The 20292-nt window shown below is 64.1% G+C and carries 18 protein-coding genes; 5 read left to right on the top strand and 13 right to left on the bottom strand.

Translation table 11 applies throughout. The features are described 5' to 3' along the window. Nucleotides 1-35: 35 nt before the first annotated feature. The 10 genes from AC0CMF_RS14035 to phnG all read right to left on the bottom strand — a co-directional run bounded on the left by AC0CMF_RS14035 (nucleotide 36) and on the right by phnG (nucleotide 8675). Nucleotides 36-1079 (bottom strand): sulfate/molybdate ABC transporter ATP-binding protein, encoded by a 1044-nt coding sequence (locus AC0CMF_RS14035; RefSeq protein ID WP_374629205.1) that lies wholly within the window; start codon nucleotides 1077-1079, stop codon nucleotides 36-38. Next, nucleotides 1076-1981: a sulfate ABC transporter permease subunit CysW gene (cysW, locus tag AC0CMF_RS14030; protein ID WP_058898177.1), complete on the bottom strand. Its 906-nt coding sequence runs from the start codon at nucleotides 1979-1981 to the stop codon at nucleotides 1076-1078. The genes AC0CMF_RS14035 and cysW overlap by 4 nt, the downstream gene beginning before the upstream one ends. Before the next feature lie 3 nt (nucleotides 1982-1984). Next, nucleotides 1985-2809: a sulfate ABC transporter permease subunit CysT gene (cysT, locus tag AC0CMF_RS14025; RefSeq protein ID WP_122519108.1), complete on the bottom strand. Its 825-nt coding sequence runs from the start codon at nucleotides 2807-2809 to the stop codon at nucleotides 1985-1987. A 124-nt stretch (nucleotides 2810-2933) separates the two neighbouring features. After that, nucleotides 2934-3941 (bottom strand): sulfate ABC transporter substrate-binding protein, encoded by a 1008-nt coding sequence (locus tag AC0CMF_RS14020; protein WP_374629207.1) that lies wholly within the window; start codon nucleotides 3939-3941, stop codon nucleotides 2934-2936. Between the two features lie 208 nt (nucleotides 3942-4149). Beyond that, nucleotides 4150-4833: a phosphonate C-P lyase system protein PhnL gene (phnL, locus tag AC0CMF_RS14015; protein WP_374629209.1), complete on the bottom strand. Its 684-nt coding sequence runs from the start codon at nucleotides 4831-4833 to the stop codon at nucleotides 4150-4152. A 3-nt stretch (nucleotides 4834-4836) separates the two neighbouring features. Then, nucleotides 4837-5598: a phosphonate C-P lyase system protein PhnK gene (phnK, locus tag AC0CMF_RS14010; protein ID WP_208977349.1), complete on the bottom strand. Its 762-nt coding sequence runs from the start codon at nucleotides 5596-5598 to the stop codon at nucleotides 4837-4839. Nucleotides 5599-5612: 14 nt separating this feature from the next. Beyond that, on the bottom strand, nucleotides 5613-6503 hold the full coding sequence (locus tag AC0CMF_RS14005; protein ID WP_374629211.1) for an alpha-D-ribose 1-methylphosphonate 5-phosphate C-P-lyase PhnJ: 891 nt from the start codon (nucleotides 6501-6503) through the stop codon (nucleotides 5613-5615). Then, the gene (locus AC0CMF_RS14000) at nucleotides 6500-7600 is read right to left on the bottom strand and encodes a carbon-phosphorus lyase complex subunit (RefSeq protein ID WP_374629212.1); all 1101 of its coding nucleotides are present in this window, start codon (nucleotides 7598-7600) and stop codon (nucleotides 6500-6502) included. Before AC0CMF_RS14000 ends, AC0CMF_RS14005 begins: the two co-directional genes overlap by 4 nt. After that, nucleotides 7600-8214, bottom strand: coding sequence for a phosphonate C-P lyase system protein PhnH (phnH, locus tag AC0CMF_RS13995; RefSeq protein ID WP_374629213.1), 615 nt, complete (start codon nucleotides 8212-8214; stop codon nucleotides 7600-7602). Before phnH ends, AC0CMF_RS14000 begins: the two co-directional genes overlap by 1 nt. Beyond that, nucleotides 8214-8675 carry a phosphonate C-P lyase system protein PhnG gene (phnG, locus tag AC0CMF_RS13990; RefSeq protein WP_374629253.1) on the bottom strand — a complete coding sequence of 154 codons (462 nt, stop codon included), beginning with the start codon at nucleotides 8673-8675 and terminating at the stop codon, nucleotides 8214-8216. Before phnG ends, phnH begins: the two co-directional genes overlap by 1 nt. A 154-nt stretch (nucleotides 8676-8829) precedes the next feature. On the opposite strand from phnG, the gene phnF reads away from it, so the two are divergent. Together phnF and murJ are read left to right on the top strand one after the other, a co-directional pair. Continuing rightward, nucleotides 8830-9540 (top strand): phosphonate metabolism transcriptional regulator PhnF, encoded by a 711-nt coding sequence (phnF, locus tag AC0CMF_RS13985; RefSeq protein ID WP_055454415.1) that lies wholly within the window; start codon nucleotides 8830-8832, stop codon nucleotides 9538-9540. Nucleotides 9541-9655: 115 nt separating this feature from the next. Further along, nucleotides 9656-11191: a murein biosynthesis integral membrane protein MurJ gene (murJ, locus tag AC0CMF_RS13980; RefSeq protein WP_472481989.1), complete on the top strand. Its 1536-nt coding sequence runs from the start codon at nucleotides 9656-9658 to the stop codon at nucleotides 11189-11191. 79 nt (nucleotides 11192-11270) lie between these two features. Here murJ and AC0CMF_RS13975 read toward each other — a convergent pair whose 3' ends face one another. The 3 genes from AC0CMF_RS13975 to AC0CMF_RS13965 are packed head-to-tail and all read right to left on the bottom strand — an operon-like array spanning nucleotide 11271 to nucleotide 16515. Then, nucleotides 11271-14363, bottom strand: coding sequence for an efflux RND transporter permease subunit (locus tag AC0CMF_RS13975; RefSeq protein ID WP_472481987.1), 3093 nt, complete (start codon nucleotides 14361-14363; stop codon nucleotides 11271-11273). Next, nucleotides 14360-15445, bottom strand: coding sequence for an efflux RND transporter periplasmic adaptor subunit (locus AC0CMF_RS13970; protein ID WP_472481985.1), 1086 nt, complete (start codon nucleotides 15443-15445; stop codon nucleotides 14360-14362). The genes AC0CMF_RS13975 and AC0CMF_RS13970 overlap by 4 nt, the downstream gene beginning before the upstream one ends. Continuing rightward, the gene (locus AC0CMF_RS13965) at nucleotides 15442-16515 is read right to left on the bottom strand and encodes an efflux RND transporter periplasmic adaptor subunit (RefSeq protein WP_472481983.1); all 1074 of its coding nucleotides are present in this window, start codon (nucleotides 16513-16515) and stop codon (nucleotides 15442-15444) included. The genes AC0CMF_RS13970 and AC0CMF_RS13965 overlap by 4 nt, the downstream gene beginning before the upstream one ends. A 216-nt stretch (nucleotides 16516-16731) precedes the next feature. Between AC0CMF_RS13965 and AC0CMF_RS13960 the strand changes: the two genes are divergently transcribed. The 3 genes from AC0CMF_RS13960 (at nucleotide 16732) to AC0CMF_RS13950 (ending at nucleotide 20249) form a co-directional block, all read left to right on the top strand. Then, nucleotides 16732-17349, top strand: a complete 618-nt coding sequence (locus AC0CMF_RS13960) for a TetR/AcrR family transcriptional regulator (RefSeq protein WP_374629215.1) — start codon at nucleotides 16732-16734, stop codon at nucleotides 17347-17349. A gap of 331 nt (nucleotides 17350-17680) precedes the next feature. Continuing rightward, nucleotides 17681-18787: a hypothetical protein gene (locus AC0CMF_RS13955; protein WP_374629216.1), complete on the top strand. Its 1107-nt coding sequence runs from the start codon at nucleotides 17681-17683 to the stop codon at nucleotides 18785-18787. A 373-nt stretch (nucleotides 18788-19160) separates the two neighbouring features. After that, nucleotides 19161-20249: a hypothetical protein gene (locus tag AC0CMF_RS13950; protein ID WP_374629218.1), complete on the top strand. Its 1089-nt coding sequence runs from the start codon at nucleotides 19161-19163 to the stop codon at nucleotides 20247-20249. The last annotated feature ends 43 nt before the right edge of the window (nucleotides 20250-20292 follow it).

Genomic DNA, 20292 nt, shown 5'->3' with positions numbered 1-20292 from the left:
AGCTTGGGGTCGCTGAGGACCGGCGGGTCTGAAGCTCAGAGCCCGGCCAGCGGGAAGATGTCGGCCTTGCGGATGGTGAGGCGTCCGGTTTCGCCAGCGTTGACATCCGTGGTCGACGGCACTTCCAGCTCCAGAGCCTCTTCCGGTGCACCGTTGCCGGTGGCGCGGACGATCAGGCGGCGGCCGCCCGGATGGTCGATGACGCGCTGCACGGTGGCAGGAATGCCGCCGTCCGCTTCCCTCTGCCAGCCAAGATCCGCGGGGCGGACGTAGATTTCCACCGGCCCGCTCGCCTCTCCGCTGGCGCCCACCGGCTGGCCATCCACCAAGAGCATGCCCTCGCGGGCCTCGCCGGTGAAGCGGTTGGCATCACCGAGGAAGCGGGTGACGAAGGGCGAGGCCGGGGTGCGGCAGACATCGCGCGGGGTGCCCTGTTGCTCGATGCGGCCTTCATTGAGGATGACCACCCGGTCGGCCAGATCCAGCGCCTCTTCCTGATCGTGCGTGACGAACAGCGTGGTGATGCCCAGCTCGTCATGGATCTCGCGCAGCCAGCGGCGCAGGTCGCGGCGCACATTGGCGTCGAGTGCGCCGAAAGGCTCGTCCAGCAGCAGCACCTTGGGATCAACGGCGAGCGCCCGGGCAAGGGCGACACGCTGGCGCTGGCCGCCGGAAATCTGCGAGGGGAAGCGGTCACCGAGACCGGCAAGGCGCACCAGCGACAGAAGTTCCGCTACCCGGTCCGCGATTTCCTGGCGGCTGCGGCGGGTCTTGGAGACCTTCATGCCGAAGGCGATGTTCTCTGCCACGGTCATATGCGGGAAGAGGGCGTAGTGCTGGAATACAAAGCCCACACCCCGGTCGCGCACGGGGATGTTTGTGGCATCTTCCGTGCCAAAGAGGATGCGCCCCTCATCGGCATATTCAAGGCCCGCCACCATGCGCAGGATCGTCGTCTTGCCGGAGCCCGAAGGACCGAGCAGCGCGACCAGCTCGCCGCTTTCGATTTCCAGCGAGACACCGCGCACCGCGCGGAAGGTGTTGAAGGTCTTCACCACAGTGTCGAGGACGATTTTCATGGCTTTTCACCCTTGGCCTGATCACCGGAAAGCGGAGCACCGGCAAGCGCCGGGCGGGAGGCACGGCCTGCACCAACGCGTTCCAGAAGCAGCTTGGCGATGATTGTGACCAGCGCCAGCACCGTGAGAATGGCGGCCGCCGCAAAGGCGCCAGCCGTGTTGTAGTCGTGGTAGAGCAGTTCCACATGCAGCGGCAGCGTGTTGGTCTGGCCGCGGATATTGCCCGACACCACGGATACGGCGCCGAATTCGCCCATCACACGGGCGTTGCACAGCACCACGCCGTAGAGCATGGCCCAGCGGATGTTCGGCAGCGTCACCGTCAGGAAGGTGCGCCAGCCCGAAGCGCCCAGCGAGGTCGCCGCCTCTTCCAGATCGCGGCCCTGCGCCTGCATCAGCGGGATCAGTTCGCGCGCAACGAAAGGCGCGGTGACGAACATGGAGGCAAGCACGATGCCCGGCAGGGCAAAGAGGATCTTGACGTCCGCCGATTGCAGCATCGGCCCGAACAGGCCCTGCAGCCCATAGACGAACATATAGGCGACGCCCGCCACGATCGGCGAGATGGAGAAGGGGATCTCGATCACGACGATCAGCAGCCGCTTGCCGGGAAAGTCGAATTTGGTGACGGCCCAGGCTGCGGCAATGCCGAAGGCCGTGTTGATTGGCACGGCAATGAGCGCGGTCAGCACCGTCAGGCCGATGGCATGCAGCGTGTCCGGCTGGGCGATGGTGGCCGCGAAGAAGCCGAAGCCCTTGCTGAAGGCCTGCGCGAAGATGACGAGCAGCGGCGCCAGCAGCACGATGGCGCCAACGCCCAGCACGATGCCGATCAGCGTGCGGCGGATCGCCGGGCTGTCGCCGACGCGGGGCGGCTTGCGGGAGGTATGGGCATGCGCCATGGCTCAGCCCCTCGACATGTAGCGCAGGGCGCGGGCCTGCAGCAGGTTGGTGATGGCCAGCATGACAAAGGCGGTGATCAGCATGACCGAGGCGATGGCGGCGGCAGCCTGATATTCGTATTCCTCCAGCCGGATGAAGGCGAGAAGCGCCGTGATCTCGGTCTGGAACGGCTGGTTGCCGGCGATGAAGATGATGGCGCCGAACTCGCCAAGGCTGCGGGCAAAGGCAAGCGAGGTGCCCGCCAGCAGCGCCGGGGTCAGCAGCGGCAGGATCACGTTGCGGAAAATCCGCGCATCCGAGCCGCCGAGCGACTGGGCTGCTTCCTCCAGTGCCGGATCAAGATCCTCCAGCACCGGCTGCACCGTGCGCACGATGAAGGGCAGGCTGGTGAAGGCCATCGCCACCATGATGCCGAGCGGCGTGTAGGCCACCTTGATGCCGAGCGGGGCAAGGAACTGCCCGATCCAGCCGGTCTCCACGAAGAGCGTGGTCAGCGCAATGCCGGCCACCGCTGTCGGCAGGGCAAAGGGCAGGTCCACCATGGCATCGATCAGCCGCTTGCCGGGAAACTCGTAGCGCACCAGCACCCAGGCCAGAATGAGGCCGAAGACCAGATTGAACAGCGTTGCCGCCAGCGCGGAACCGGCCGTGACCATGTAGCTCGCCACCGCCCGTTCGGAGGAGACAATCTGCCAATAGGCCGTGGGGCCGAGGCTGGCGGCCTTGTAGACCAGCGCGCCCAGCGGCAGCAGCACGATCAGGCTGACATAGAACAGCGTGACGCCGAGCGATAGCGGCAGTCCCGGCAGGACGCGGCGGTGCCTCATCCGGCTTCTCCTGGTGTGGCGGTCCTCAGGTGACGGTCCTCGGGTTACGGGGCGCGGCCCCTTTCAAGCCGAAACCGGCAGGCACGGGCCCGCCGGTCTCAGATGCTGTGATTGCGCAGGGAAATCAGCGGTTTCCGAACAGCTTGTCAAGCTTGGCGCCGGAGGCAAAGTGCTCTTCCTGTGCCTTGTCCCAGCCGCCGAAGACGTCTTCCACGGTGACGAGGCGCACTTCGGGGAAGCTGTCCTTGAACTCGGCCTTCACCGCTTCATCATGCACCCGGTTGCCACGGGCAGCCACGATGCGCTGGCCTTCCGGCGCATAGAGGTAGTCGAGGTAAGCCTTGGCGAGATCGCGGGAGCCGCGGGCATCCACCACACGGTCCACGATGGCGACCGGGAACTCGGCCAGAATGCTGACGGACGGGGTGACGAGATCGAACTTGTCTTCGCCGAATTCCTTGGCAATGCCCTTGGTCTCGGCCTCGAAGGTGATCAGCACGTCGCCGGTGCCGCGCTCGACGAAGGTGGTGGTGGAGCCGCGCCCGCCCGTGTCGAAAACCGGAACATTGGCGAAGAGCTTGCCGATGAACTCGTCCACCTTGGCCTCGTCACCGTTGAAGGCTTCACGGGCATAGGCGGTTGCCGCCAGATAGGTGTAGCGGGCGTTGCCGGAGGTCTTCGGGTTCGGGAAGATCACCTTCACGTCGTCACGGACGAGATCGCTCCAGTCCTTGATGTTCTTCGGGTTGCCCTCGCGCACCAGGAAGGCCGGCAGGGAGTAGAAGGGAGAGGCGCTGTTCGGGAAGTCTTCCACCCAGTCCGCCGACACGGCACCGCCCTTGACGAGGGCATTGATGTCCGTGGTCTGGTTGAAGGTCACCACATCGGCTTCCATGCCTTCCAGAATGGCGCGGGCCTGCTTGGAGGAGCCTGCGTGCGACTGGTCAATGGAGACATCCTTGCCTGTCTTTGCCTTGTAATCGGCAATGAAGGCCTCGTTGACCTCGACGAAGAGTTCGCGGGAGATGTCATAGGAGGCATTGAGCAGCTTGTCTGCGGCAGAGGCCTGCAGCGGCGCGGTCAGAAGTGCGGCGGCAGCAGCACCGGCTGCCAGAAGAGCCTTGAACGTCATGATGGGAACCCCCGTTTGATGTTGCCCAAAGCATAATCAAGGCAGGGCAGGACACGAGGCATGGCGGTCTTCGGCAGGCGCCAAGAGGAAAAACCTATGCCAAATTGCTGCCAATCCGGGGTGTGCTGTTCCTGTTGACAGCAAAGGACCGGGAGGAGGACGCAGGATGGCCTGCGTCCTTAAAGGATGCGCGGAAGGTGCACCCGGATCACGCCGCCGCTTTGGGCGTGAAGCCGGTTACATCCACCAGCCGGGTGCAGATGCGGGCGCGGGCTTCCTCGTCGTGGAAGATGCCGACAATAGCCGCACCGCGCGCCTTGGCTTCGGTAATGAGCGAGAGCACCACTTCCCGATTGGCGGCATCAAGGCTTGCGGTGGGCTCGTCCAGCAACAGGGCCGGATAGGCATGGGCAAAGCCACGGGCGATGTTGACACGCTGCTGCTCCCCGCCGGAGAAGGTGGTGGGGGAAAGCTGCCAGAGCCTTTCGGGGATATTGAGCCGCCGCAGCAGATCCGCAGCGCGCGCCCGGGACTCCACCAGCGGCGTACCCAGTTGCAGCAGCGGCTCGGCCACCACATCCAGCGCGGGCACACGCGGCACCACGCGCAGGAACTGGCTGACATAGCCCAGCGTTTCGCGCCGCAGGCGGATGATCTGGCGCGGCTCGGCCTTCGTCACATCGGTGCCGCCCACGAGGATCTGCCCGCCGGCGGCCAGATAATTGCCGTAGATCATCCGCATCAGCGTGGACTTGCCTGCACCCGACTGGCCGGTGAGGCCGATGCACTCGCCCGGCTCGACGGTGAGGCTCGCCCCTTCCATCACCGGGATCACGGCGCTGCCCTGATTGTGCAGGGTGAAGGACTTGGACAGGTTTTCAATCCGGATCATGGCCTACACCTGCAGGACGGAGGAAACGAGAAGCTGGGTATAGGCATGCTGCGGATCGTCCAGCACCTGATCGGTGAGGCCCTGTTCCACCACGCGGCCGGATTTCATCACCATCAGCCGGTCGGCGAGAAGCCGCACCACGGCAAGGTCATGGGTGACGATGATCACCGACAGGCCGAGGTCGCGCACCAGCCCGCGCAGCAGATCGAGAAGCCGGGCCTGCACGCTCACGTCCAGCCCGCCGGTCGGCTCGTCCATGAAGACGAGGCGCGGGCCGGTGACCAGATTGCGGGCGATCTGCAGGCGCTGCTGCATGCCGCCGGAAAAGGCGGAGGGGCGGTCATCGATGCGGTCGGCGGCGATTTCCACCCGTCCCAGCCAGTCCGTGGCCTTGTCGCGGATCGCGCCGTAATGCCGGGCGCCGACAGCCATCAACCGCTCGCCCACATTGCCGCCTGCCGAAACACCCATGCGCAACCCGTCACGCGGGTTCTGGTGCACATAGGCCCATTCGGTGCGCGACAGCCGCCGTCTTGCGGTTTCCGCCATGGCCAGCACGTCGCGCCCGTCATAGAGCACGGCGCCTTCATCCGGCTGCTGGTGTCCGGCAAGGCAGGACAGCAGGGTGGACTTGCCCGAACCGCTTTCCCCCACGATGCCCAGCACCTCGCCGGGATAAAGATCGAAGGACACATCAGCGCAGCCGATGCGGGCGCCATAGCGCCGGGTGAGGCCGGACACCTTCAGAAGCGGTGTGTCCGTGATGGTCTGGTGAAAGCTCATCGCACCATCTCCCCTGCCCCGGCAACCGGGCTTGCACTCAGCCGCCCGGTGTGGCCGCAGGCCTGCCGCTGGCCGCAAAAGTCAGTGTCGGAACAGACGTACATCCGGCTGCCCGCGTCATCGGTGATCACCTCGTCCAGATAGCTGTCTTCCGCCCCGCACAGGTCGCAGGCATGCGGCGCTTTGCCGGGAACGAAGGGGTGATCGTCAAAGTCGAGGCTGACCACCTGCGTGTAGGGCGGCAGGGCATAGATGCGCTGCTCGCGCCCTGCTCCGAAAAGCTGGATCGCCGGATTGCCCGAAAGCTTCGGATTGTCGAATTTCGGGATCGGCGAAGGGTCCATCACATAGCGCCCTTCCACCTTCACCGGATAATCATAGGCCGTGGCGATCTCGCCATGGCGGGCGATGTCTTCATAAAGCTTCACATGCATGAGGCCGTATTCCTCCAACTCATGCATCTTGCGTGTTTCCGTCTCACGCGGCTCCAGAAAGCGCAGGGGCTCGGGGATCGGCACCTGATAGACGAGGATCTGGCCCTCGGTCAGCGGCGTTTCCGGAATGCGGTGGCGCGTCTGGATCAGGGTTGCCTCATCGGTCCGCTCGGTCACGGCAACGCTGGCCGTGCGCTGGAAGAAGCGGCGGATGCTGACCGCGTTGGTGGTGTCGTCCGCTCCCTGATCGATCACCTTCAGCCGGTCCTCCGGCACAAGGCAGGCCGCCGTCACCTGCACACCGCCCGTCCCCCAGCCATAGGGCATCGGCATTTCGCGGCTGGCAAAGGGCACCTGATAGCCGGGAACGGCAATGCCCTTGAGGATGGCGCGGCGGATCATCCGCTTGGTCTGCTCGTCCAGATAGGCGAAGTTGTAGGCATCGTCGGTCATTCGGCGGCCTCCCTGTCAGCGGTTGCGTTGCGGGCAGCTTCCGCTTCCGCCCGCAGGCGGCGCACCAGTTCCAGCTCCGCCTGGAAATCCACGTAATGCGGCAGCTTGATGTGCTCCAGAAAGCCTGTCGCCTGGATGTTGTCGCAGTGAGACAGCACAAATTCCTCATCCTGCGCAGGGGCGCCGATGTAGTCCTCGCCCAGTTCCTGCCAGCGCAGGGCCCGGTCCACCAGCGACATGGCGATGGACTTGCGCTCCGACTGACCGAAGACAAGGCCGTAGCCACGGGTGAACTGCGGCGGCTCGGTGCGCGAGCCGGTGAACTGGTTGACCGTTTCGCATTCCGTCAGCTCGATTTCACCTATTTCGATGGCAAAGCCCAGCTCCGGAACATCCATCTCCACCGCCACCGTGCCGATGCGCAATTCGCCGACGAAGGCATGAGTGCGCCCGTAGCCGCGCTGGGTGGAATAGGCGAGCGACAGGATGAAGCCCTCATCCCCGCGCGTGATCGCCTGAAGCCGCAAGGGGCGGCTGGCCGGCAGCTCCAGCGGCTCGCGGGTCAGGTCCGGCGGGGTGGCATCGCTCAGCGGCTCCTCCTGAATGAGCCCGTCACGGCCAAGAAAGCCGGTGACATGCGGCACCGGCCCGCCCTCCGCCGGGGCCTGCGGGGCCGGGTCAACGTCCCCTTCGGCGGCCAGTTTGAAGTCGATCAGCCGGTGGGTGTAGTCGAAGGTCGGCCCGAGGATCTGCCCGCCCGGCAGGTCCTTGAACGTGGCCGAGACCCTGCGGTCCACGGCCATGCCGGCCGTTTCCACCGGCAGCGAGGCGCCGAAGCGCGGCAGGGTGGTGCGGTAGGCGCGGATGAGGAAGATGGCCTCGATCAGATCGCCCCGCGCCTGCTTGATGGCGAGGGCGGCAAGATCGGGATCATAAAGACTGCCCTCTGCCATCACCCGGTTGACGGCGAGCTTCAGCTGCTCGCGGATCTGCGGCACGGTGAGTTCGGCGACGGTGGTGTCCCCGCGCCGCTCCTCCGCCAGCCATTCATGGGCATTGCCGATGGCGCGTTCGCCACCCTTGACGGCGACATACATCAGCAAGCCTCCACGATGGTTGTGCGCGGCAGCCCGGCGATCTGGCGGCCTGCGGTCAGGAAAAAGTCGAGCCCAAGCGGAAAGAGTGCATGGTTCTGCCGGAACAGCTCCGGATCGGGCAGGTTCAGCAAGGCTTCATCCGCAATGCCCGGCCCCGTCAGGCGGCAGCCTTCGGCAGCAAGCCGTTCCACTTCCAGCACCAGCGTCGCAGAGCGGTCCGGATAATCCGGGTCGCCGATGGAGAACTGCTCCATGAAGGGCTTCAGGTCCTCAAGGCGTCCGAGGGCAAAGCGGATGCTGGCGGCATCAGCCCCTGCCTCAAGGCTGGCCGCCGTCAGCACCGGGGCGCCGGTGTGGAAGGTGATCCAGCCGCGCATCGCCTCGCAATCCGCGTCACCTGCCAGAAACACCGGCGTCGTGGTGTCGGCAAGGGTCAGGAGCACGGTTCCGGCGGCTGGAGAAACGGGCAGCGGTGGCTGGGCCGCGTCCAGCATGTGGATGGTGCCGGGGCGAGCAAGCGCTTCCAGCAGGCAGCGGAAGGCGCGCGCAGCCTCGATGGGCGCTTCGGCAAAGCCGCCAGTCAGGGCACCGGTCTGGTCGTTGTTGGGCGTCATCAGTCTTCTCCGCGCACGAGGGTGAAGAAATCGACCTTGGTGGCCGCAGCCTTTTCCGCCCGCAGCTGCCGGGCGCTGGCGGCCTCTGCGGCCAGCACATCCAGCACGCGGGCCTGAAGGTCAGCGGCAGCCTCTGTCTGCATCAGCGCATCCACGCAGGCCGCGCGGGTGGCATGGGCCTTGCCGCGCCCCTGCGCGTAGGCATGGCCCACCTCGCCGCCGGGGAGCTGGACGGAGCAGCGGGTGATCGTCATCTCACCCAGATTGAAGGGCGCGCCCGTGCCGCCCATCCGCCCGCGCACCATCACCGCCCCAACCTCGGGACGGCGCAGCAGCGTATGGTCCGGCAGATCCGGAAACAGCACGGCCAGACGCGCCGGATTGGCCTTGGCCAGCAGCGACAGCCAGACCTTGCGCTGGCTGTGCGGCTCGTCCTCCTGGGGGGAAACGGCGGGCTTCATCGGCACCTCGACATCTTTGGATCCTGTCTATATAATAGTAGACAACTAGACATATTGATATCGCAAGGGGCCATCCGGCTCAACCGCCGTCTTGTGAAATTTTTGCGACGGGCGGCTTTCAGCATCGGGCAGGCAGAGACTTCGGGGCAGGGCAATGGCGCGCAGCGCAATCTGGAAATCCATCGTGGACACGCTTTCGGCGGAGATTGCCGAAGGCCACTACAAGCCGGGGGACAAGTTGCCGACGGAAGCGCAGCTGGCCGCCCGCTTTGGCGTGAACCGGCATACGGTGCGCCATGCCCTGGGCGCGCTGGCAGAGGCGGGCACCGTGCATTCGCGGCGCGGGGCGGGCGTCTTCGTCACCATCCAGCCGACGGACTATGCCATCGGCCGGCGGGTGCGGTTTCAGCAGAACCTAGCCGCCAGCGGCCGCCTGGCCTCGCGCCGCATCAGCCTGATGGAAACCCGGGCCTGCGGCGAAAAGGAAGCCGAAGCACTGCAACTGGCTCCCGGTGACCCGGTGCATGTGGTGGAGGGCGTATCCCTGGCCGATGGGGTGCCGCTGGCGCTGTTCCGCTCGGTCTTTCCGGCCGCGCGCGTGCCCGGCTTCCTGCAGGCCATGGCGGGGCGGCAGTCGATTACCGAGGCGCTGGCCGATTGCGGCATCGCCGACTACACCCGCGCCCAGACGCGCCTGACAGCCAAGCTGGCCCGCCCCGTGCAGGCCCTGACGCTGCAGATCGCCGAAGCCGCGCCGATCCTGCGCTCCGTCTCGGTCAATGTGACGGAGGATGGCAAGCCGATCGAATATGGCATCACCTGGTTTGCCGGGGACCGCGTGTCCCTCACCATGGCACCGGAATAGGCCGCCGGAGAACAGAAGACCCAAGCGGCCGCGGCGTGACGGCGGCGCGGATATGGGGTAAGCAGCACGCCGCAGCCGGGCGCGGTGTCCGGCCTGATGTGCGGAACGTTAAGACATGCTGCGTCGCCTTGGCCTTATCGGCGGACTGACCCTTCTGAGCCGGCTGCTCGGCTTCATCCGCGACCTCATCATGGCTGGCGTGCTTGGGGCAGGCCCTATTGCCGATGCCTTCATGCTGGCCTTCCGCCTGCCGAACCACTTCCGCGCCATCTTTGCCGAAGGGGCCTTCAACGCGGCCTTCCTGCCCACTTATGCTGCGACGCTGGAAAAGGACGGACCGGACAAGGCACGCCATTTCGGATCGCAGATCCTGTCCTGGCTGATGCTCGCCAATCTGGCGCTGCTCGCCTTTGCCTGGGTGGCAACGGGCACGCTGATCACCCTGCTGGCGCCGGGGCTGGGCGCAGAAGACCCCGCCCGGCCCATGGCCATCGAGCTGACGCGCATCACCTTCCCCTATCTCCTGTGCATGTCCATCGTGGTGCTGCTGTCGGCGGTGCTGAATGCGGAGCGGCGCTTTGCTGCGGCCTCGGCTGCGCCCGTGCTTTTGAACATCGCCATGATCGGCACGCTGCTGGCCGTCAGCCAGTTCCCCGATGCAGGCAGCGCGGCGGCCTGGGGTGTGCTGGCGGGCGGCATTGCGCAGGTTCTGCTGCTGACGGCAGCCACCTTCCGCAGTGAGTTCTCCGTCAGCTTCTGCCTGCCGAAGCTTGATCCGGGCGTGCGCCTGTTCTTCCGCCGCCTCGGGCCGGCGCTGCTTGCTTCCGGCGTCGTTCAGATCGCCATCTTCGCTGACACGATCCTCGCCAGCTTCCTGCCCTCCGGCGCCCTCTCCCACCTCTATTATGCCGACCGGCTGTATCAACTGCCGCTGGGTGTCATCGGCATCGCGCTGGGAACGGCGCTGCTGCCGGAGGTGAGCCGGGGCGCAGCAGCCGAGACGGACGAAGCCCGGCAGAAGCTGCGCGCCACCATGGATCAGGCCTTCAACATCTGCCTTGCCGTCGGGCTGCCGGTGGCGGTGCTGATGGCGGGGCTCGGGGAACTGGCGATTGCCGCCTTCTTCCAGCGTGGAGCCTTTGATGCCGCCGCCACCGCCGGGGCAGGCGCGGTGCTGCTGGCCTATTCGCTCGGCCTGCCTGCGGCCCTGGCTGTCCGCTCCCTCGTTGCCTCCTTCCACGGGCGCGGCGACATGGTGACGCCGCTGAAGATCCTCGCCGTGGCAACCTTGGTGAATGTCGCGCTGAAGGCCACCCTCTCCGGTCCCTGGGAAGCAGCTGGCCTTGCGGCAGGCACCTCCGCAGGCGTGTGGATCTACGCCATGGGGCTTTATCTGACGGCACGCCACCGCGACTACATGGGCACCCCGCCCGCCCGGCTGACCGTTCTGCTGCTGACCGGTACCGTGCTGATGGCGGGCCTGATGCTGCTGCAGGACCAGACGCTGGTGCTGTTCTCGAGCCTGCTGCCGCAAAGCCTCGGCGCGCTCGTGCCCTTTGCCACGCTGACGCTGCTGGCAGGTGCCGCCCTCACCATCTACGCAGCGATCCTCTACCCGGCACGTGGTTTCCTGCGCCGCCGCCGGCGCTGATTTCCTTCTTCCTTCAAATGGAAAACGGGCGGCCAGTCTTCCGGCTGGCCGCCCGTCTTCTTTCAACTCACCCCTGACCTCAGGCGTGTGCGGCTCCACCCTCGTGCGCGTCACCATGCGGCTCTGCCGGGCTGTCATCGCGCGGAATGCGGAACCAGGCCACATAGAGCGCCGGCAGGAACAGGAGCGTCAGAACCGTGCCCACCACGATGCCGCCCATCATGGCATAGGCCATCGGCCCCCAGAACACCTCGCGGGAGATCGGGATGAGCGCGAGCGTCGCTGCCGCGGCCGTCAGCATGATCGGCCGCATGCGGTGCTCGGTTGCCTCGATCACCGCCTTCCATGCCGGCATGCCCTCCTGCCGCAGATGCTCGATCTGCACCACAAGGATGACCGAGTTGCGGATGAGGATGCCGATGAGGGCAAGGATACCGAGGATGGCGACGAAGCCCATCGGTGCATTGCTGAGCAGCAGCGCCGCCACCACCCCGATGAGGGCAAGCGGTGCCACGGCGAACACCAGGAACAGGCGGCTGAAGCTCTGCAGCTGGATCATCAGGATCGTGGCCATGATGAACAGCATCAGCGGAGCCACGGCCGCAATCGGCCCCTGCGCCTCGGCGCTCGATTCCACCGAACCGCCGATCTCGATGTTGTAGCCGGCCGGAAGCTCCTTCTGGAACTGCTCCACCTGCGGCTTCAACTGATTGACAATTGTCGCCGGCTGGGTCGATCCGATCACCGCAGCCTTCACCGTGATGGTGGGGATGCGGTCACGGGTGGCGATCAGCGGCTGTTCCACCTCATTGCGGAACCGGGCGACCGTCGACAGCGGAATGGACTTGCCGCTGGTGCTGGGCAGCTGCAGGTTCTTCAGCGTCTCGACGGAGCCCCACTCGGAGGCCTGGGCGCGGCCGATGACATCAATCAGGTAGATATCGTCCCGGACCTGGGTTGCCGAGGAGCCCTGCACGATGCTGCCCAGCGCCGAGGCAATATCCTGCGAGGAAATGCCGAGCTGGCGGGCCTTGTCCTGCAGCACATCCACCTTCACCACACGCGTGGGCTCGTTCCAGTTATAGGCGACGTTTGAAAGCAGCGGATGGGCGTTGAAGATGGTGCCGAACTTCTGCGCCAGCTGGCGCACCTGCTGCACGTCCGGGCCGCTGATGCGGTACTGGACGGGCTTGCCCACCGGCGGCCCGATGTCCAGAAGCTTCACGAAGACATCGCTGCCGGGGAAAGTTTTCGCCGCATAGGCCTGCAGATCCGCGCGCAGCCGGTTGCGGGCCTCCAGATCCTTCGTGACGATGACGATCTGGCCGAACCACGGGGCCGCCGCCTGTACGTCATAGGACAGGATGAAGCGCGGCGCGCCCTGGCCGACATAGGTTGACCAATGGTCGATATCCGGATTGCCGGCCAGCTTTTCCTGCTCCAGCTGGGCCATCTGCCGGTTGGTTTCGGCAATCGTGCTGTTCTGAGGCGTGTTCCAGTCGATGATCAGCTCGACGCGGTCGGAGGCCGGGAAGAACTGCTGCTGGACGAAGTTCATGCCGCCAACCGAAAGGCCGAAGGCCGCGACAGTCAACATGATGGTGACCCAGCGCCAGCGCATGGCAAGCTTCAGCATCCAGGCAAAGGCCGCAGCGGTGCGGCCCTTTTTCTCATGGTGCGCCTTCATCGTCTTCGGCAGGATCGTCACACCAAGGAGGGGCGTGAACAGAACCGCCACGATCCAGGACACGATCAGCGACACGGCAATGACGACAAAGAGCGTGAAGGTGAACTCGCCCGCCGCACTGCTGTTGAGCCCCACCGGGATGAAGCCCGCGACCGTCACCAGCGTTCCGGTGAGCATCGGGAAGGCGGTGGACGTGTAGACGTGGGTGGCCGCTTTCCTGAGGGTGTCACCCGCTTCCAGCCGCGACACCATCATCTCCACGGCGATCATGGCATCATCCACCAGAAGGCCCAGCGCGATGATCAGTGCGCCCAGCGAAATGCGCTGCAGCGAGATGCCGGTGTATTCCATGAAGACGAATGTAATGGCCAGCACCAGCGGAATGGAGATCGCCACCACCAGGCCGGCGCGCATGCCAAGGCTGATGAAGCTGATGGCCAGAACGATGGCCACCGCCTCGAACAGGGCCTTGGTGAAGCCGGAGACAGCCTCCTCCACCACTTTCGGCTGGTTCGACACCAGCTCCACAGTCACCCCGACCGGCAGATCCCGGACGACGCGCTGCAATTCGGCTTCCAGCTCCTCACCGAAGGTCAGCAGGTTTGCCCCTGCCTTCATGCCAATGGCAAGGCCGATGGCAGGCTGGCCCTTGAAACGGAACAGCGAAGACGGCGGGTCCACATAGCCGCGGCTGATCGTGGCAATGTCCGTCAGCGGGAAGTAGCGGTCATTCACACGCAGGTTGATTGCCTTCAGGCTTTCTTCCGAGGTGAACTGGCCGTTGACGCGCAGGGCGATCCGCTCGGCTCCGGCCTCGACGAAACCGGACTGGGTGACAGCGTTCTGCGCCTGCAGGGTCTCGACGATGGCCCGCTGGTCGATGCCCAGCGCCGCAATCTTGCGGGTGGAGAACTCCAGAAAGATCACCTCGTCCTGCGCACCCAGAATGTCGATCTTGCCGACATTTTCCACGGTCAGCAGCTTGGCGCGGGCATCTTCCACCAGATCGCGCAGCTGGCGCTGGGTCAGGCCATCTGACGTGAAGGCAAAGATGTTGCCATACACATCGCCGAAGGAATCGTTGAAGAACGGCCCGAGCACACCGCTGGGGAACTCACCCTTGATGTCATTGATCATGTTGCGGACGCGCAGCCAGTTGCCGGTCACGTCCTTCGCCTTTGTCGTCGGCAGAAGCTCCACGAAGACCGTCGTCTGGCCGGCCCGCGTTTCGCTGCGGGTGTAGTCCAGCGCCTCGAGTTCCTCAAGCTTGCGCTCGATCCGGTCCGTCACCTGCAGCCGCATTTCCTCCGCAGAGGCGCCGGGCCACTGGGCGCTGACGATCATGGTCTTGATCGTGAAGGCCGGATCTTCCTCGCGGCCAAGGTTGATATAGGAGAAGACGCCCGCCAGCAGGAAGACGATCATGAAGTACCAGACGAGGGAACGGTGCTCCAGCGCCCAGTCCGAGAGATTGAACTTCTTCACTTGACCGTCTCCTGATCAACTCGAATGGCCTGGCCTTCCGTGAGCATGTTCACACCTGCCACGACCACGCGGTCGCCCGCCTCAAGCCCTTGCAAAACCGCAACCCGGCCGCCTTGAGCGGCCGTTTCATCCACGCTCACCTTGCGGGAGACCACCTTGCCGGCGGCCTCGTCCACCACCCACACCGACTGCGCATCCCCTTCCGCGCGGATGGCGGATGCCGGAAGCCAGAACCGGGCTTCGGAGTGGACATCGGCAAAGGCCATGATGACGGCACCCAGCCGCAATGCCTCGGGCGGGTCCACCAGTGTCAGCCGCACGCGCCGGGTGCGGGTCGCCCCGTCAGCCTCCGGGCCGATTTCGCGCACGATGCCTTTTGCCTGCACCCTGGGGTCGAGCTGCAGGGCCACACCAAAGACGGCCCCCGGCTTCAGCGTGCCGCTGGCTTCCTCGGGCACGTCGATCACCGCATCGCGCTCGTCCGGCTTGGCCACCGTCACCACGGTCTGCCCGTCGGTGACGACCTGCCCCACTTCCGCCGAGGTGCCGGTGACAACTCCGTCGAACTCGGCCAGCAGGCGGGCATAGCCCAGCTGCTCCTGCGCCTTGTCCAGATTGGCTTTGGCCCTTGCCACGGCCGCCTCGGCAATCTTGCGGTCCTGCTCGGCCGTCTCGAAAGTGGCCAGAGCACCGGACTGGCGCTCGAACAGGGTCTTCTGCCGCGCTTCGGTGGTGATGGCATTGCTCAGCTGGGCATTGGCATTGACCAGATCGGACTGGGCGCTTTTCACCGCCAGTTCCAGTGACACCGGATCGATGGTGGCGAGCACATCGCCCTTGCGGACGATATCGGCCGTCTGCACATCGCGGGTGACGATGCGGCCGAGCACGCGGAAACCGTAGTCCGTCTCGACACGGGCCGCGACGGTGCCGGGCAGGGTCAGACGGGTGGCAGGCGCTTCCTCCACCCGCACGGACAGCACCGGGCGCACCGGTGCAGCCTCTTCGGCCTCATGCGGCTCGCATGCCGCCAGAGAAAAGCCGGCGAGCAACAGGAATGAAAGACTGGCAGCGCGTCTCATTGGGCGGCCTCCTCAAAACTGACGGTTTCGCCGGGGCTTAGGAATTTGGTACCATTGATGACCACCAGTTCCCCCGCCGTGACGCCTGAGGCGACCGTGAAGGCACCGCTGCTATAGGCCAGCACCTCGACCGGGCGCAGCAAGACCTTGCGCTCTGCCGGGTCCACCACCCAGACAGCCGTGCGCCCGGCATCCGAGGCCATGGCCGCTGCGGGAAGTTCGATCACAGGCACGGGCTGATAGCTCAAGGTGGCGGTCACCGGACTGCCAAGGCGCAGAGAGGCGGTGTCCTCAAGCTGCATCTTCACCCGGATCGTGCCGGTGGACGGGTCAATCGCCGGGGAGATTTCGCGGATGACCGCCTTGGCCGGCGTGCCCCCGCTCAGGGGCGAGACCAGCACCAAAGGTTCCAGCTTGCGGTCCAGAAAGACCGATTCATCCAGATTGAGCACCACATCGAGCGGGCCGTCATGGGCAAGGGAGAAGACCTGCTGCGAGGCCTGCGCCACCTGCCCCACCTCGGCGCTGCGGGCGGTGATCACCCCGTCCGCATCGGCCTTGAGGCTGGTCCGCTCAAGCGCATCGCGCGCCCGGCCGGCCTGCGCCTGCGCGGCTTCCACATTGGCCTGCGCGCGCGTCAGCTGCTCCTGGGCGCTGTCCAGCGAGGCCCGCGTGGTCACGCCGCTTTCAAACAGCCGCTGCTGCCGGTCAAAGGCCTGCTGCGCCTGCGTGCGTTCGGCCATGGCGGAATTGAGCGAGGCAACCGCCACGTCCAGATCCGCCTGCTGCTCGCTCGGATCGATCCGCGCCAGCACCTGACCGGCGGTGACGCGGTCGCCCACATCCACCAGCCGCGCGATGATCCGGCCCGTCACCTGAAAGGAGAGGTTCGACTGCACCCGGGCGCGGATTTCCCCCGTCGCCGTCACCGTGTCCGGCACGGAGACCTCGTGCACCTTCGTCACCTGAACCAGCCGCTCAGGCTTCTGCTGCGGCTCACCTTGCGGCCCGCAGGCCGCCAGAAAGGCGGCAGCGAGCATCCAGGGAATATGTGTGGCTATCCGTCGCATGATTGCCCCTTCGTAGAAAGATGCGGCAAATTATTATTGACTGACTCGAAGGTCAATGAAAAAACAGCAATCAGGTAAATGCCACGGCTCGATGAGCTTGCCTCACCGGGCAATGGTCAAGCCCGTGCGGCGATTGAGCCTCTTCAAGGCGTGAGGCGCCAGCCTCGAAAGCCTTGATGGAAATGCCGCGCCAGAACAAAAAACGGACCCGGAAGAATGACACCAAAGGCCAAGCTCACCCGCGCCGAACGCAAGGCCCTGCGCCCCGCTCAGATTCTGGATGCGGCCTTTGAGGAATTTGTGACACACGGCTTCACCGCCGCACGGGTGGAAGACATCGCCGAGCGCATCGGCGTGACCAAAGGCACGGTCTATGTCTATTTTCCCACCAAGGACGAACTGTTCACCGCCATGCTCAATCACATTGCGGTGCCGCTGGAAGATCTGGTGGCAGAAACCCGCAGCCTCACCGGCACCTGCACGGAGCGGCTGCAGCGGCTGATCCTGCTCAGCTATGAAAAGGTGGTGGAGGACCGGCGCATGCGCGAGCTGATGCGCTTCGTCGTTTCGGAGAGCAGCCGTTTTCCGCAGGTCATCGACCTGCACCACACCCAGTTCGTCGAGCCGCTGATGGACCAGATCCAGCGCATTCTCGACGAAGGCATCGCCTCAGGCGAATTCCGCAAAAGCCCCGCCGCCACCGCCAGCGTCATCGCAGGTCCCGTGCTGGCGATGATGATCGAACATCTCATCTTCGCCGGCCGCCAGCCCATCGGCCTCGACACCCACATCACCGGGCATCTGGATCTGGTGATGGCGGGGTTGAAAGCGTAGAGGACACGCCGCTGCAAGCGCTGGCCCGTTGCGGAGCTGCGGACGCGTGTCAATTTTCAGGGAAGGAAATGGCGGAGAGGGTGGAATTCTCGCCAAAGCACTTAAGACGCCAAGCAATTAGGGGGTAGACCGCGAAATTTATGGCGTTTGTGCCAGTACTTTGTACCATCGATTTGCGCAGCAGGCATCAAAATGTCAACATTAAGTACAGTCAAACTATTTGGTTCGGCGGAGAGAATTCATTGCCCATGGACAGCCCCAAAGAGCGGAAAATCGTTTTTAGCCGCCCGCCAATTTACGTCTATTGTATTACTTTGAAATTGCATAGAAAATGACAAAGAAAAGTCTAAACGACGCATTGAAGAACTTGTCCGAAAATGCGTTCGATTTTCTTGAAAAATCGGTTGACGAGATCAAGATTCATCCGAAATATTCGGTCATCCACTTCGCAACGGCGGTCGAGCTTCTTTTGAAGGCGCGCCTGATGCGCGAGCACTGGACTCTTGTCGTGGAACGCGCCTCGGACGTGACGCTGGAAGATTTCCTGTCTGGCAAATGTAAGACGGTGACCCAGGCCGACGCAGTCAAGCGGTTGAATGGCGCATGCAGCGAAAACATTCCAAAGGATGCGATTGCCCAGTTCGCCAAGATCGCGGCGCACCGGAATCAGATGATCCACTTCTTTCACAATGCGGGGACGGCGAAGGCCGACCAAGCCTTGATCGAAGAAATCGTAAAAGAGCAATGCCTTAGTTGGTATTATTTGGAACGCCTACTATCAGAGTGGGGCGATCAGTTCGAAGAATTCGAAACCAAAATCGCAGGCGTCCGCTGGCGTATGAAGCAGAACCGGGCGTTTCTTAGCGTGGCCTTTGACCGCCTGAAACCTAAGATCGACGCCGATAAGAAAGCCGGAACCACGTTCCAAGTCTGTTCAGGTTGTGGCTATGAGGCTGCCGCCGTTACCGGCGTGTCCGACATTCTCTTTGCGAAACAATGCCGAGTTTGCGGCTTGAGTGAGGCTTACCTTGAAATCGCCTGTCCGGCTGAGTGCGGTAGCACTCTGCACATCGAAGCTGATCCCGCTTCGCATACCTGTGAGGAATGCGGACACCATGTCACGGCGGATGAACTGGGAGATGCGCTGAACACCGAGTATTGCGACCCGACGGACTTTGACACGCCAATAAACTGCGCGATGTGTTCCGGGTATCATACCGTTGTCCAGACCACGAAACATTCATATGTACTAAGTGCCTGGAAACCGCCGATTCAGCTCCCATGTGCGGATGGTGCAGCGAACGCCAGATCGGCGGTGGCGATCTGGAATACAGCTACCATTCGGGATGCGAGTTCTGCGACGGACAAGCGGGTTGGATTAAAGACGACTGATGCCAGTTCAAGCTACAGCGAACTGAAGCAACAACCTCTACGCTAGATCCGACACAGCGCAGGGCATGCATCACGAACTTAAATCTCATAAATTATTCGGCAGAGTAGTAAATGGCGGAGGGGATGGGCCTGATATCCAACCTTCTCCACGTTTCACCCGGGTGGCGATGACCGCTAAAGTGGCGCTGCGGGATATTGCTTCCGCGCGAAGCTGTATTGCGGAGAGTTCAAGAATTGTCGCCTTCACAGATACGTAGCCGTCGGGACCTCTACGACCTTGTCTGGAGCAAACCGATGACAGCGCTTGCACAGGAATTCGGGATATCGGATCGGGGCTCGCGAAGGTCTGCAGTGGTCATCGTATTCCCGTACAGCCCCGGGGGTACTGGGCCAAGGTTGCTGCCGGAGAACAACCGAAAGTGCCGCCGTTCCTCGAACTGAGGGATCGAAGCCTCGATCGGGTAAGCATTCGCGGGGCCACCTCAGCTCTTCCTGACGGCGTCGCCGAACTTGCCCGCAAGCGAAAGGCTGAGCGGGAAGTCCGGGCTGCTACCATAAAGGCGACGCCAGAATCCCCAATGCCTCTGGTAGAAAACCCACACGCCTCGGTGGCGAAAAGGGTGAAGTTCCTTCGGACCGGAAAGCCGGACAAGGAGGGCGTCCTCAGCGCCACGGCGCAAGGCCAGTGTGGCGTGATTGTCGGCGCTGCGTCCGCCGAACGGGCTTGCTTCTTCCTCGACGCGTTGGCGCTGACGCTCGACGAGGTCGGGCTGAGCCTGACAGCGGACGGAGAGAAGATGTCCGTTCAGAAGGGCGCGGACAAGATCAGCTTCACCCTGCTCGAACGAACGAGAAGGCTGAAATACGTACCGACCCCAGAAGAAATCGCTCGGGAGGAGAAGAGGAAAGAGAAACAGGGACGGTCCCTTCGGCGCAACGATTGGGACAGCATTTCGTTCGGCAGCAGTCCACCGTGGCCGGAATATGTGACTGCGTGGACCGGCGAACTCGTGTTCTCGATCGATGCGTGGGCGGACGGCCTGCGGAAGACGTGGGGTGACGGCAAGACGCAACACGTGGAACGGATGGTCCTCGAAATAGTCGGCGGCATAGAGCTCATTCTAGAGACCATTCGCGTGCGCCGCGAGGAGCGTGAGGAGCGCGAGAGGCAGTGGAAAATCCTGCAGCACCGGCGACAGCTCGCACAGGCCCGCCTCAAACGCGAGGAGACGCGACTCTCTCACCTACGGCAGATCATTGAGCGGCGTCGGGAGGCCCGCGAAATCCGCGAATGGATCTCCGGCCTGCCGCAGGAAGCCAGCCTAGCCGTCGACTCGGATCTGGGTCGGATGCTGCAGTGGGTAGAGTCACGGTTGGCCGAGCTTGATCGTCAAACCGGACTGGATGCTGCGAAATCCTTTGCGGGCGAAGGCGATCTGTTCCCGGCAGTCGACGAGCTTGAAGATCCGCTTGGCGATCCCCCCGTCAACTCTGGCTGGGGCTACTGAGTGCTTCTCCTCTGCCCAAGCCTTTTATGGCCGCTGTTCGCTT

Source organism: Pannonibacter sp. CBAS1226 (assembly GCF_055685825.1).
The sequence above is the reverse complement of the archived record's forward strand: the minus strand, read 5'-3'. Positions and strand labels throughout refer to the sequence as shown.